Origin of the sequence: Erythrobacter sp. BLCC-B19, assembly GCF_028621955.1 — a bacterium.
Lineage (GTDB): Bacteria > Pseudomonadota > Alphaproteobacteria > Sphingomonadales > Sphingomonadaceae > Erythrobacter.
Window position 1 is genome coordinate 2,138,033 of the sequence record NZ_CP117516.1, and the last position, 14,694, is coordinate 2,152,726.

At 65.1% G+C, this 14,694-nt stretch carries 7 protein-coding genes; 2 read left to right on the forward strand and 5 right to left on the reverse strand.

What is annotated here, in order from left to right; all coding sequences use genetic code 11:
• Window positions 1-72: 72 nt before the first annotated feature.
• The 5 genes from PS060_RS09885 to PS060_RS09905 form a co-directional block, all read right to left on the reverse strand.
• Window positions 73-1,743, reverse strand: a complete 1,671-nt coding sequence (locus PS060_RS09885) for an MFS transporter (protein ID WP_273982825.1) — start codon at window positions 1,741-1,743, stop codon at window positions 73-75.
• A 130-nt stretch (window positions 1,744-1,873) separates the two neighbouring features.
• Entirely contained in the window at window positions 1,874-2,311 is a 438-nt protein-coding gene (locus PS060_RS09890; protein WP_273982826.1) for an META domain-containing protein, read from the reverse strand.
• A 129-nt stretch (window positions 2,312-2,440) separates the two neighbouring features.
• Entirely contained in the window at window positions 2,441-2,740 is a 300-nt protein-coding gene (locus tag PS060_RS09895) for a hypothetical protein (RefSeq protein ID WP_273982828.1), read from the reverse strand.
• 118 nt (window positions 2,741-2,858) lie between these two features.
• Complete coding sequence (locus PS060_RS09900) at window positions 2,859-5,714, reverse strand: M16 family metallopeptidase (RefSeq protein ID WP_273982831.1); 2,856 nt, start codon at window positions 5,712-5,714, stop codon at window positions 2,859-2,861.
• A gap of 45 nt (window positions 5,715-5,759) precedes the next feature.
• Window positions 5,760-7,976 (reverse strand): acylase, encoded by a 2,217-nt coding sequence (locus PS060_RS09905; protein ID WP_273982832.1) that lies wholly within the window; start codon window positions 7,974-7,976, stop codon window positions 5,760-5,762.
• Window positions 7,977-8,182: 206 nt separating this feature from the next.
• On the opposite strand from PS060_RS09905, the gene clpB reads away from it, so the two are divergent.
• The gene (gene clpB, locus PS060_RS09910) at window positions 8,183-10,759 is read left to right on the forward strand and encodes an ATP-dependent chaperone ClpB (protein ID WP_273982833.1); all 2,577 of its coding nucleotides are present in this window, start codon (window positions 8,183-8,185) and stop codon (window positions 10,757-10,759) included.
• Window positions 10,760-11,125: 366 nt separating this feature from the next.
• The gene (locus tag PS060_RS09915; RefSeq protein WP_273982835.1) at window positions 11,126-14,632 is read left to right on the forward strand and encodes a TonB-dependent receptor domain-containing protein; all 3,507 of its coding nucleotides are present in this window, start codon (window positions 11,126-11,128) and stop codon (window positions 14,630-14,632) included.
• Window positions 14,633-14,694 lie beyond the last annotated feature (62 nt).

The following is a 14,694-nucleotide window of genomic DNA, read 5'->3' on the forward strand; positions in this document are numbered from 1 at the left end:
ATGCAAAGGGGCGGCACCCGCCATGGATACCGCCCCTCGTTTGCGACCCTTCCGGGCTGGGTATGGGCTGGATCAGTCGTCGATGTTGCGGCGGAAGGTTTCCGGCAGGAACATCAGGCCGACGATCACCGTCAGCACGCAGATACCGATCGGGTACCACAGCCCGTAGTAGATATCCCCGGTCGCTGCGACCATCGCGAAGGCGGTGGTGGGCAGGAAGCCGCCGAACCAGCCATTGCCGATGTGATAGGGCAGGCTCATCGCGGTATAGCGGATGCGGGTGGGGAACAGTTCCACCAGCAGCGCGGCGATGGGGCCATAGACCATCGTCACCAGCAGCACGAGATAGGTCAGCACCGCGATCACCATGGGGGTGTTGATCTGCGCCGGATCGGCCTTGGCGGGGTAACCGGCCGCGCCGAGTGCGGCCTTCAACTCGCCCTGAAAGGCGGTGATGGCCTCCTTGCGTGCAGCGCCCGTCACCTTGGCCGGATCGGGGGCGGTGATGGTCTGGCTGCCGATCGTGACCTGCGCGATCGCACCGGCCTCGGCATCGACCGCCGTGTAGCTGATCGCGCTCTTGGCAAGGAACGCCTTGGCGATGTCGCAGCTCTTGGTGTCGAAGGTGTTCTTGCCGATCGGGTCGAACTGCACCGAGCAATCGCCATCATTCACGATTACGCTGACCGGCGCTGCCGCCTGGGCCCGGGCAAGCGCCGGGTTGGCCGCTTCGGAGAGCAGGTGGAAGGCCGGGAAGTAGGTCACCGCCGCCAGCGCGCAGCCGGCAAGGATGATCTTCTTGCGCCCGATCCGGTCGGACAGCCAGCCGAAGAAAATGAAGAACGGCGTGCCGATGGCCAGTGCCACCGCGATCAGGATGTTGGTGGTGGCCCCATCGACCAGCAGCATCTTTTCAAGGAAGAACATCGCGTAGAACTGGCCGGTGTACCACACCACCGCCTGGCCCGCGACCGCGCCCAGCAGCGCGACCAGCGCCCACTTGCCGTTTTTCCAGTTGCCGAAGGCTTCCGAAATCGGCGCCTTCGAGTTGGTGCCTTCCTCCTTCATCTTCTGGAAGACCGGGCTTTCCTGCAATTGCAGCCGGATCCACAGCGACACGCCCAGCAGGATCGCCGACACCAGGAACGGCACGCGCCAGCCCCATTCCTTGAAGGCTTCCTCGCCGATCATCGTGCGGGTGCCGATCACCACCAGCAGCGCGGCAAACAGCCCGAGCGTGGCGGTGGTCTGGATGAAGCTGGTATAGAGCCCGCGCTTGTTGTTGGGCGCGTGTTCGGCGACGTAGGTCGCAGCCCCGCCATATTCGCCGCCCAGCGCAAGGCCTTGCACCAGTCGCAGCGCGACGAGCATGATCGGCGCCGCCACGCCGATGCTGGCGTAGGAGGGCAGCACGCCGACGGTGAAGGTCGCAAAGCCCATCAGGCCCATGGTGACAAGGAAGGTGTACTTGCGCCCAACAAGGTCGCCCAGCCGCCCGAACACCAGCGCGCCGAAGGGCCGCACCGCAAAGCCTGCCGCAAACGCCGCGAGCGCGAAGATGAAGCCGGTGGTCTCGTTTACGCCCGAGAAGAACTGCGCCGAAATGATCGTCGCCAGAAGGCCGTAGAGATAGAAATCATACCATTCGAACACCGTCCCCAGCGACGAGGCGAGGATGACGCGCTTTTCCGTCCCCGTGACCTCGTGATGCTTGGGCAGCGCGCCGTCATATGTCGTCGCCATTGTCGCTCTCCCGCTAGTGCGCTCGATCTCCCTGCCCGTCGCCCGCGCGCCGTTGGTGTCGAGGATCGCAAAGTCGCCCGGAACGGCCTGCGGCGAAAGCTAGACCTTGGTCGGATGGCGGGAGGCTGGCCTATTCGGCGGCAGCGAAGGTGTAGCGCAAGCCGGGGGTTTCGATCACCAGCTGCCGCCCATCGAGCGTGGTGGTGAAGCGTTCGGCATCGGACAGGCCGGCGAGGTCGTTGCCGAAGCTGGGGGCAGGGCAGGCCATGCGGGTGCCAGCGATGGGGCCGATGCTGATCTGGCCAGCGCCATTGGCAGGCTGGCCCGCGGTCCAGGTCGAACGCCCGCGGTTGCAATCGAGCTGGAGTTGAAGCTCGCCCCCGTCGGCAAAGGCGATGGTGTGGCGGCGTTGCAGGGCGGGGGTGAGCGTCGTGGTGCTGCCCGAGGTGTCGATCGCGGTCAGCTGCCATTCGGTGCCGGCCAGCGGGTGACTGTCGGGGATGGTCATGCAGCCTCCCAGGGCAAGCGTGGCAGTGGCGGCGGCGGCGAGCACGGAGACAGGCTTCATCGGATCATTCCCCAAAGGCGATTGCGGCCAGAATAGCGCGCTGACCTGAACAGGGGCAATCCAGCCACGAAAAAAGGGCCGCCGGAGCGGGTGCTCCGGCGGCCCTTCTGGTAACTGCGGGAGGGGCGATCAGCCCTCGCGGGTGCCCGACAGCGGCATCGCGCCGAAAGCGCCGGCATTGACCGAGCCGGTCAGGCTGTCGCCGTCGATGGTCGCTTCGCAATCGAGCGTCATCGGCATGGGGACGACCATGTTCATCTTCCACTTGATGGTGTTGCCTTCGATCGTGCCGCCGGCAATGTCCATCGAGCCGAGGCTGCCGACCAGCGAGCCGCTGAAGGTGTCGCCATCGGGCACGACGGTCAGGGTGCCGGTCTGGTCGCCCATCGGGCTCTTGACGGTGGTCTTGTAGGTACCTGCAACAGACATATTCCACTCCCTCGAGTTGGGTGCAGGCCTTGGGCGACCCGGCACTTCAGGATGCGCTATTTACACGAGTGTCAGCGCGCTTCAACCGGATTTGGGCCAAAGCGCGCCGACCTGTTTCTTACTCGCCTTCCATCTCGCGCTGCTCGATCGGCAGGCCGAGCGGTTCGAGCTGGCTGCGCACCTTGCTGGCATCGCCCACCACGACCCACACGAACTTGTCGGTGTCGATCGCCGAACGCGCCGCGGCATCAAGCGCTGCGGTGGTCTGCGCGCTGTAAATGCCCGCGAGCTTTTCCTGATAATCGTCCGGCCGCCCGAACAGGGCATTGCTCTGCATCGCGCCGAGCACGGCGGGGCTGGTTTCGAACCGGCCCGGCAGCGCGCCGATGTCATTCGCCTTGTAGCGTTCGAGCTCTTCGCTGGTGACGCCCTTGACGGTCAGGAACTCCTTGGTCTCGCGCAGCATTTCCGCCAGCGAATCCCCGGTGCGATCCGCCTGCACGCCGCCCGAGATCGCATAGATCACGGCATTCTCGCGCGCCTGCGTCCCGCCGCGCACGCCATAGCTCCAGCCCTTGGTCTCGCGCAGGTTCATGTTGAGCCGCGCGAGGAAGTTGCCGCCCAGCGCATTGTTGGCGCTGTTGAAGGCGATGAATTCCGGATCGCCGGCATCGAGCGGGGTGATCTGCGCGCCGAGGATGAAGCTCTGCGGCGAATTGGGGCGGTTCACCAGAATGATCCGGTTGCCCTTGGGCGCGGCAGTGGCGGCGAAGGCCTTGGTGCCCTTGGGTGCGGCCGGTGCTGTCCAGTCGCCGAAAGCGGCGTCGAGCGCGGTCACGATCTCGGCCAGCGGCTTGTCCGAAATGACGAAAACCTCGCCATTGTCGGGGCGGATCCAGCTGTCCTTGAAGGCGACCAGATCATCACGGCTGATGCTGCTGACGCTCGCGACCGAGGCGACGCCGCCATAGGGCGTGCCGGTGCCGAACAATTCGGGCGAAATGGTGCGCTGGGCGATGCCCTGCGGCGACTTCATCGACTGGCGGATGCCGGTGACGGTCTGCGTGCGCAGACGCTCGATGTCGTCGGGGTTGAACGCCGGCTCGCGCATGATCTGGCGCATCAGATCGAGGCTGGGCGCAAGGTTTGCGGTCAGCGCCGAGAGCGTGAAGGTCGAGCGGTCATCGCTCCCGCCAGCCGAAACGCTCGCCCCCAGCCGTTCGCCCGCCTCGGCGATCTGCTGCGCGGACAGTTTGGTCGTGCCTTCGTCGAACAGCGCCAGTGTCAGCCCCTGCAGCCCTTCCTTGCCTGCCGGGTCAGCCGCGCCGCCCGCGTTGAAGCTCATGGTGACATAGGTCGCAGGCACCGCGGTGCGGCGGGCGTAGCTGACCTTCATCCCGTTCTTGAGCGTCGCACGCTCGATGGTCGGGAAGTCCAGCTCGGCGATGGTGTTGATCGGCGGCGCGGGGCGCACTTCGGAGACGGTGATCGTTTCGGCAGCGCGGTCACGTTCGGAGGCGTTTGCGCCCTCTGCCTTGACCGAGGAGGCTTCCTCGTAGCTTGCATCGCGCGCGCCGGGTTCGAGCACCACGGTCATCGCCGGGCGGGTCATCCACTTGGCCAGCGCCGCCTTGACGTCAGCCGGGGTGAGCCGTGCGAGCGCCTCGAATTCCTTGGCGTAGAATGCCGGATCATCCGCCAGCACTTCGCCTTCGGCAAGGGTCTGCGCCTTGCCGCTGAACCCGCCGACCTGCTCCAGCCCGCGGATCGTGCGGGCAAGGTTGCTGGTGACCGCGCGGCGCACTTCGTCCTCGGTCGGGCCTTCGGCGATCAGCTTGGCGACCACCTCGTCCATGCGCTTTTCGAGCACGGCGAGATCGACCCCGTCCTTGGCGGTCGCTTCGACCTGCAAGATGCCGATGCGGTGGAAGGCCGAATTGCCCGCCGAAACGCTGACCGCGAGCTGTTCGTCGCGCACCAGCACATTGTCGAGCCGGCTGGAAGCCAGCCCGCCGAGGATCGAGGCACCGACGTCGAGCGCGATGCGGTCCTTGCCGGTGATCCCTTCGGTCGCCCAATAGCGGGTGACGCTGGTGGCCGCGACCTGATCCTTGAAGGTCTTGCGCACCGGCTCCTTGAGGGTCGGAACATCGGCCTGCGCCGGATCGTTGACGGGGCCGCGCTTGATGCCGCCGAAATACTTTTCGACCAGCGGCTTGGCCTCAGCCGCCGAGATGTCGCCCGCGATCACCAGGGTGGCGTTGTTGGGGCCGTAATTGTCGATGAACCAGCTCTTCACGTCCTCCATCGAGGCCGAATCAAGGTCGGCCATCGAGCCGATCGCTTCGTGCTGGTAGGGGTGGCCATCGGGGAACAGGGTCTTGAGCACGTCGTAGAACACGAGCCCGCCGGGTTCGTTGTCGCCCTGACGCTTTTCGTTCTGCACCACGCCGCGCTGGTTATCGAGCTTGCCCTGCGTCACCGCGCCCAGCAGGTAACCCATGCGGTCGCTTTCCAGCCACAGCGCGCGTTCCAGCGCGGGCTTGGGCACGGTCTGGAAGTAGTTGGTGCGATCGAACCAGGTGGTGCCGTTGTAATCGGTCGCGCCCATTTCCGCGAGGTACTGGAAGTAGTCGTTGGGGGCGTTTTCCGATCCGTTGAACATCAGGTGTTCGAACAGGTGGGCAAAGCCGGTCTTGCCCTCGGGCTCGTCCTTCGATCCGACATTGTACCACACGGTGACATTGACCACGGGCGCCTTGCGATCCTCGTGCACCAGCACGGTGAGACCGTTGGCGAGCTCGAACTCTTCGTAGGGGATCTTCACCTGCGAAACGAGCGTCGGCAGGTCGGTCGTCGCCTGCGGAGCAGCCGCGGCAGGCGCGGTGTGATTATCGGCCAGCGCCGGGGCGACCGGGACGACAAGCGCAAGGGCGAGCGCCGAAAGGCTGGCGGCGGCAAAACGGTGGGTCATGGACGAAAGCTCCGATGGAGGGATCAGACAGGAGAGATACGCAGATCAGCGCGCTTTGGTGCCCGAATTGGTGACAGTCCGGCGGCTGCTGGCATTCGCCAGCAGATCATCGCGCCAGAAATGCACCGGCTTCAGCTTGTGATCGACGAACAGCTGCATCTGGTCGGTGTAATGCGGACTGGCAGGCCGCGTGCTCGCCGCGCCAAAGGGCTGCACCGAGCGCGAGGAGACGCGCGCGCCGGGCGCCCATTCGATCCACATAATGAAGCTGTCGCCATGCTTGAGGCTGAGCCGTCCATCTTCGGCCACGTCCCAGGTGGTCGAGGCGCGCAGGGTGTCCGACCCGCCGTCCAATGGCAGATCAAGCTCGCCTTGCCTGAGGCGCAGCAGATCACCCATCGGCGGATCGAGGCGGCCAAAGTGGGTGGTGAGGTGGTCGGCAGCGGCCCCAAGCTTTTCGGCGACGTCGGGGAAGGGCTTGTTGTTGTAATCGGCGGCCATGAAGTCGCGGATGATGAGCAGCGCGAGCGCATCGGCACGGCCCTTGCCGTCGGCGTTGAAGTCCCAGGCCAGCAGCAGATCACGCGCCTCGGCGAGCTTGCCTTGCGCCTTCAGCCCGGCCAGCGCATCGAACAGCCGCGCGACATAGCCCTGCCGCTCGTAGCCGGTGTCATACTTGATCGCCTCCAGCGCGCGCCTGTCGAGCAGGCTGGCTTCACTCAGCAGCTTGTAGGCGCGCCATGAGCGGTTGGTCTGCTTGAGTTCGATGCCCATGATCGGCGCAAACGCCTGCGGGTCGAGGTCGCTCCCGGCGCCGGCGGCGGTGAAGGGTGTGTTGTTCGAATTGTAGAGCCACCCGCTTGCCGGGTTCACGATCCGCGGCAGGGTCTCGTAGGCGACCGCGCCGTCCCAGATCAGATCGCTGCGGTTGCCCGGCAGCACGCTGCGCCAGTCGGCCTTCACGCTTGTCGGCCGGTTGGGGATCGCGGCGTTATAGACATAGGCGATGGTGCCGCCCGCGTCGGCATAGATGAAGTTGGTCGAAGGGATCGCGAGGCGCGACAGCTGGCCTTCCCACTCGGCAAAGGTCTTGGCCTTGTTCAGCCGGTAATAGGCATCGAGCTGCTGCAACTGCCCGATCCCGCCATAGCGGATGGCAAAGGCGCCCTTGGCATTCCGGATCACCGGGCCGTGGGCCGAACGCAGCACTTCCTTGCGCACCGGCAGCACCACCGGCCCCAGCTTGACCGGCAGCGTCACCCACTTGCTCTCCAGATCGCGCCATTGCCCGTCGAGCTTGTAGCGCGTGCCGGTCTCGTCCAGCTCCAGCTGGTAGACGTCGATCATGTCGGGGGTGTTGACCGTATTCGTCCAGCCGAGATGTTCATTGTGGCCGAGGAAGGGGAAGGGCGATCCGGGGAAATTCGCACCTGCAAAGTGCCAGCCTTCGCCGCTTTCGACGACAAGTTCGTACCACGCCACCCCGCCGCGCAGGGGCTGGTGCGAGTTGGAGATCAGGGTCGTGACCCCGCCGCCCTTCTTCGGCGCGACGGCGAAGGCGTTGGAGCCGAGGTGTTCGGCATCCTCGCCCAGCGGCAGAACGCGGGCGCGGGCCTGCTTGGGCGCGGCTTCGGCGGCAGGCTCACCGCCCGGCAGGGGCGGGCGCGGGAAGCCGGGAATGTCGGGGCCATGCTCGCGGCGCAGTTCCTCGCCCGCCACCAGCGGCCCGATCACCCCGTCCAGCCCGAAGAAGAACGGCTGGCGCAGCGCAAACCCCGCTGCGACATCCAGCCCGCTGACCGGGAAGAGATTGGCGAGCTTGACCTCGCCCGGATGGGCCTCGGCATATTGGTTGAGCCCTGCCGCATAGGCCTCGAACAGCGCGCGGGTATCGGCGGGGAGTTTGGGATATTCGCGCTCCGCCGTGCCGCGCGCGTCGATCAGGTGGTAGACATAGTCGACCTTGGCCCCGTCTTCCCCGGCCACCGCGCCATAGCGGCCGCGGGCCATCGCGACGACATCCTGAAGCGTGAAGAAATCGTCCTCGGCATGGGCGATGGCAACGCCGAAGGCGGTGTCGGCATCGGTCTTGCCGGTGATGTGGGGCACGCCCCATTCGTCGCGGATGATCTCGGCCGTGTAGGTGCGGGTCGGCGCGGCGGGCGCGGCGCTGGCGGCGAAGGGCTCCCAGGTTGCAAGCACCACGAAGGCCAGCACAAGCACACCCACCAGCGCAATCGCGCCGCGCTTCAACCAGACCATGACCGATTTCTCTCCCAAATCGTGAGCGCCTTCCTTCGCTTGGCGCACGGGCGAGGTCAAGGCTGGCGCCTGCCTCTTGCAGCGACCACTTGGCGAACCCACCTACTCGGGTAATACACCTGATGCGGAATATTCGCGCGCAGGGCTTGTGTTGCCATTGTGCAACACTATCTGCTGACGGGTATGTTTGGAGGGTTTGGACGACCATGAATCTCGAAAAGTTCACCGACCGCGCAAAGGGCTTTCTGCAAGCCGCGCAGACCGTCGCGATCCGGCTCAATCACCAGCGCATCACCCCGCTCCACATCGCCAAGGCGCTGCTGGAGGACAACGAGGGCATGGCCGCCGGCCTGATCCAGCGCGCAGGGGGGCAGGCGCCGCTCGCCGCGACCGCAGTGGATGCGGGCCTCTCGAAGATCCCGGCGGTCACCGGCAGCGGTGCGCAGGCCACGCCGGGGCTCGATAATGACGCGGTGCGCCTGCTTGATACGGCCGAGCAGCTGGCAGATAAGGCGGGCGATTCCTATGTCACGGTTGAGCGGATGTTGACGGCGCTTGCCCTGTCTTCGACGCCTGCTGGCGAGGCTTTGAAGGCTGCTGGCGTCACGCCGCAAGCGCTCAACTCCGCGATCGAGCAGCTGCGCGGCGGCAAGAAGGCCGACAGCGCGGGGGCCGAGAACACCTATGACGCGATGCAGAAATTCGCCCGCGACCTGACCAAGGCCGCGCGCGACGGGAAGCTCGATCCGGTGATCGGCCGCGACGAGGAAATCCGCCGCACGATCCAGATTCTCGCCCGCCGCACCAAGAACAACCCTGCGCTGATCGGCGAGCCCGGCACCGGCAAGACCGCTATCGCCGAAGGATTGGCCCTGCGCATCGCCAACGGCGACGTGCCCGACAGCCTCAAGGGTCGCACGCTCATGTCGCTCGACATGGGCGCGCTGATCGCGGGCGCGAAGTATCGCGGCGAGTTCGAGGAGCGGCTGAAGAGCGTGCTCGACGAGGTCAAGCACGCCGAGGGGCAGATCATCCTGTTCATCGACGAGATGCACACCCTGATCGGCGCGGGCGCGTCCGAAGGTTCGATGGATGCATCGAACCTGCTGAAGCCGGCCCTGTCGCGCGGCGAACTGCACTGCATCGGCGCAACCACGCTCGATGAATACCAGAAATATGTCGAGAAAGACCCCGCGCTCCAGCGGCGCTTCCAGCCGGTGTTCATTGCCGAGCCGACGGTGGAAGACACCATCTCGATCCTGCGCGGGATCAAGGACAAGTACGAGCTGCACCACGGCGTGCGCATCACCGACGGCGCGATTGTCGCCGCGGCGAAGCTGTCCGATCGCTACATCCAGAACCGCTTCCTGCCCGACAAGGCGATCGACCTGATGGACGAGGCGGCGAGCCGCATCCGCATGGAGGTGGAGAGCAAGCCCGAAGAGATCGAGGGGCTCGACCGGCGGATCATCCAGCTGAAGATCGAGGAACAGGCGCTCCAGAAGGAGACCGACCAGAACTCCAAGGATCGCCTCGTCGCCTTGCGCGAGGAGCTGGCGAACCTCGAACAGCAGTCGGCTGAACTCACCACCCGCTGGCAGAACGAGCGTGACAAGATCGCGGCGGAAGGCCGGATCAAGGAAGCGCTCGACGCGGCGCGGCTGGAGCTCGAACAGGCCCAGCGCGAAGGCGATCTGGCGAAGGCCGGGGAGCTGTCATACGGGCGCATCCCCGAACTGGAAAAGCAGCTTGCCGAAGCCCAGGGCCAGGCCGCCAACGCCATGCTGCGCGAGGAAGTGACTGAGGAGGACATCGCCAGCGTCGTCAGCCGCTGGACCGGCATTCCAGTCGACCGGATGATGGCGGGCGAGCGCGAGAAGCTGCTCCAGATGGAGAGCATCCTCGGCAAGCGGGTGATCGGCCAGTCACAGGCCATCGAGGCGGTCTCCAAGGCCGTCCGCCGCGCGCGGGCAGGGCTGCAGGATCCGGGCCGCCCGCTCGGCAGCTTCCTGTTCCTCGGCCCGACCGGCGTCGGCAAGACCGAATTGACCAAGGCGCTCGCCGGGTTCCTGTTCGACGACGACAGCGCGATGGTGCGCATCGACATGAGCGAATTCATGGAGAAGCACGCCGTCGCCCGCCTGATCGGCGCGCCTCCGGGCTACGTCGGCTATGAAGAGGGCGGGGTGCTGACCGAGGCCGTGCGCCGCCGTCCCTATCAGGTGGTGCTGTTCGACGAGGTCGAAAAGGCGCATCAGGACGTGTTCAACGTGCTGCTGCAAGTGCTCGATGACGGCCGCCTCACCGATGGGCAGGGCCGGGTGGTGGACTTTGCCAACACGCTGATCATCCTCACCAGCAACCTCGGCAGCCAGTATCTCGCCAACCTGCCCGACGGCGCGGAAGTCGCCAGCGTCGAGAAGGACGTGATGGATGTGGTGCGCGGGCATTTCCGGCCCGAATTCCTCAACCGCCTCGACGAGATCATCCTGTTCCACCGCCTGGCGCAGGAGCACATGGCGCCGATTGTCCAGATCCAGGTCGGGCGCGTCCAGAAGCTGCTCGCCGATCGCAAGATCACGCTCGACCTCACTGAGGCGGCGCTGCGCTGGCTCGGGCGGGTGGGCTATGATCCGGTCTATGGCGCCCGGCCGCTGAAGCGCGCGGTGCAGCGCTATCTGCAGGACCCGCTGGCAGAAATGCTGCTGGCAGGGCAATTGCGCGATGGCAGCACGCTGGTGATCGACGAGGGTGACGGCCAGCTGGAGATGACGATTCGCTGACTTGGCGCGGCAGAATGGCAAAAGCTGGCTGCGCAAGATTGTAAGCTTGCGTCGTTCGATCCGGGAAGTGGGGCGGTTTGTTGCGTGCAAGCCACCCTATCTTTTAACATTCGCAAAGCCACAAACTAACAATGTTGCGGGGTAAGCGGTGACCGCCCCCTGAATGTGGGATTAACGCAACACCCCCCGGAAAATTTCGGTCTTGCGACGGGGCGCTTTGACATCAAACTTTCGCCATTGCACAAAACGGTCACTGCGGGGACTGACGTAGGTAACCTTTGATGCGCGCGCCTTCCACATGGGGCAATTATGTGGTTGGCGGCGATGGTTGCTTGTCGTTCTCCGGTTTGGGCAACTGGAGTGACCATGAAGAAAATTCACAGCAATTCGATCAAGGCTCTGGCCTTCTCCGCGTCGGCGATTGCCTTCGCGATCGCCGGGCCGGCCTACGCGCAGGACGCTGACGAGCCGGCGCAGGACGAAGAGGAAGAAGAGGTCAGCGTCGGCACCGACGCCAAGGGCCGCACGGGTGAAGGCAACATCACGGTGACCGGTTCGCGCATCGTGCGCGACACCTACTCGTCGATCTCGCCGCTTCAGGTGCTCACCACCGAAAACCAGCAGGCCGTCGGCGCCTTCGACCCGGCGCAGATTCTGCAGCGTTCGGAAGCCGCTGCCGGTCAGCAGATCGACGCGACCTTCCAGGGCTTCGTGCTCGACAACGGCCCGGGCTCGCAGACGCTGAACCTGCGCGGCCTTGGTGCGGACCGCACCCTGCTGCTGATCAACGGCCGCCGCCTCTCGCCCGCGGGCGTGGAAGGTGCGCCGTCGAACCCGTCGCTGAACCTGCTGCCGTCCTCGCTGGTCGACCGCTACGACATCCTGACCGACGGTGCTTCGTCGGTTTACGGTTCGGACGCGGTTGCGGGCGTGGTCAACGTCATTCTGCGCAAGGACTTTGACGGTCTCGAAGTCCAGCTGAACGGCAACATCAACGAATATGGCGCCGGTGACGACTTCACCGTCAGCGCGGCGTGGGGCTTCAACACCGACCGTGCCGTGTTCGGCATCGGGGCGGAATGGCGCCGGGTCGACAAGATCCTGCTCGATGACCGTCCGTTCCTCGCGGGCTGCGACCGTCACATCGAAATCGATCAGAACGGCAACATCCTGACCTTCGACGTGCAGTCGAATGCCAACGTGCGCAACCGCAGCAACGGCACCATCGGTCTTCCGATTCAGGAATGTAAGCCGGGCAACGTCGGTGGCCGTATCCAGCTGTCGGGCGCTCCGGGCACCCGCTTTGGCGACGTGTACTTCGATCCGCGCAACTATGGTCTGACCCGCTCGGGTCAGGCGATCGCTGGCAACACCGGCGTTCCGGGCTTCTCGGACAACTTCAACGCCTTCAACGTGCCGCAGGATCGCAATGGCGACGGCGTGGCCGACATCTTCCTGGTCGATTACGGTCAGGTCGAGCCGGGCCGTACCTTCATCCCGCAGCAGGACACCTACAGCCTGTTCACCTATGGTGAATACGTCCTGCCGGGCGATGCCAACATCACCCCCTATTTCGAAGCGAGCTACAACCGCTTTGAATCCTTCACGGAAAACAGCGGCACCCCGCAGTTCTTCCCCTGGGTTCCGGCCAGCAACCCCTTCAACCCCTGTAACCAGGCGGCTGGCGGCGTTGACTGTCGTGCGCTCGACAACAACTTCCAGCAGATCCTGCCCGGTCAGCCCAACGCCGGCCGCGCAGCTCCGCTGGGTTCGGCGGCCACGCTGGCCGTGCGTCCGATCCCGTTCGTCCGCGGCGACCGTAACAACGTCGACGTCCAGACCGAACAGTATCGCGGCGTGATCGGTGTTCGCGGTGACCTGCCCTTCATCGGTTCGAGCTGGACCTTCGACCTGTCGGGCGTCTACTCGCGCTCGATCGGTAAGACCGTCCGTCGCGGTATTCGTGAAGACAAGCTGGCGCTCGCGCTCGGGATCGACCCGACGGCCGACTTCAACCCGACCGGCAACCCGCGCAACACCTTCGACAATGATGGCGACGGCATTGCCGATGACTACATCAGCCTCGAAGTCAGCCCGATGCTGCTTGCGACCACCGGTGTGGCCGCTGGTACGCCGTGTAACGCGGCTGGCCTGCGCAACCCGACCTTCGCTGCTCCCGATCTCATCGCGGGCTGCGTCCCGGTGAACCTGTTCTCCCCGACTCTTTACGGGACTCCGGGGACCGGCAGCCCGATCGGCGATTTCGCCACCCAGGCCGAGCGTGACTACCTGTTCGGTGAGCGGTCGTTCAACACCGTCTACGAACAGAAGATCATCTCGGGTTACATCACCGGTGACCTGTTCGAATTGCCGGCTGGCCCGGTGGGCGTGGTGCTCGGCGGCGAGTGGCGCGAAGACTCGATCGACTCGCAGCCGAACTTCGTGGCTTCGAACGGCCTGTTCTGGGGCTTCTTCGCTGACGGCGGCGCGGTCGGTTCCAAGTGGATCCGCGAAGTCTACGGCGAAATCGACCTTCCGCTCCAGGCCGGCAAGCCGCTGGTCGAGGAACTGACGGTCAACCTCTCGGGCCGTCTGACCGACGAAGAGTTCTACGGCACCAACGGCACCTTCTCGCTCAAGGGCGGCTGGCGTCCGGTGGCCCCGCTGCTGCTCAAGTTCAGCTACGGCACCTCGTTCCGTGCGCCGAACCTGCGCGAGAACTTCCTGCTGAGCCAGTCGGGCTTCGGCAACATCATCGACCCCTGCGCCGTGCCGGCCGCCGCTTTCTCGGTGAATGGCTACAGCGCAGCCGATGATACCCGTGACCCGGCGATCCTCGCCAACTGCCGCCGCGAAGGCCGCGACCCGACCCGCGTCGGTACCGACCCGCTGCTCGGCAACACGATCCAGGCGACCAGCACGCAGATCTTCAGCGGCGGCTCGCTCGACATCGATCCGGAAACCTCGCGTTCGATCACGACCGGTTTCGCGTTCGAGGAAGATTGGGCCAGCGGCTTCGAGTTCGCCTTCAACTTCAACTACTACGACATCAAGTTGAAGGACTCGATCGTTGAAGCGACCGGCACGTTCATCGTGAACGACTGCTTCACCCGCCTCGAAGGTGGCCGCAGCCCGTTCTGTGACCGTATCACCTTCAGCGACCAGGCCTCGGCGCGCTTCCTGATCACCCAGGTGCAGGCGGCCTTCATCAACCTCGATGAAGAAAGCGTCCGCGGGATCGATATCAACACCACCTTCAGCTACCCTGTGACTGTCGGCGGTGAAGAATTCGACCTCACCCTGAACCTGACCGCCAACCACCTGATCGAGCGTTCGACCACCACCCGGGATGCGAATGGCAACCGTCTGACCGACGACTTCGCCGGCCGCTTCTTCTTCCCGAGCTGGATTGGCCGTGCGACCTTCAACGTGCGCTATGACGACTTCCTGTTCACCTGGCAGACCCGTTACATCGGTGACGTGTCGCAGGATCCGGACTTCGTCGATCCGTTCTCGGATGCCTTCGGCTTCGGCCCGGATGGCGTTGCGACCGGCGTCGTTGCCAACACCTGCCTCGGCAGCGGTTCGCGCAACGTGGCGGCTCCGAACCTCAACGCGGTCAACGGGATCGTGCCGGGTGACGGCGTGTTCTGCCGCAACGTCGGCTTCGCCAACGAGTACTTCGAGCACACCGCTTCGATCCGTTGGGACAATGGCGATCTGCGTCTGATCTTCGGCGTCAACAACGTCTTCAACCGCACCCCGCCGCGGGTCGACAGCGCGGAAGTGCTGGCGATCGGCAACACCCCGCTGGGTGGTGGTTACGACCTCAACGGCCGCGAATTCTTCGGTCAGCTGCTTTACCGCTTCTGATCGATGAAGGTCTGATGGACTGAAAGGATGCGGCCTCCCGGCGAACGCCGAGAGGCCGCATT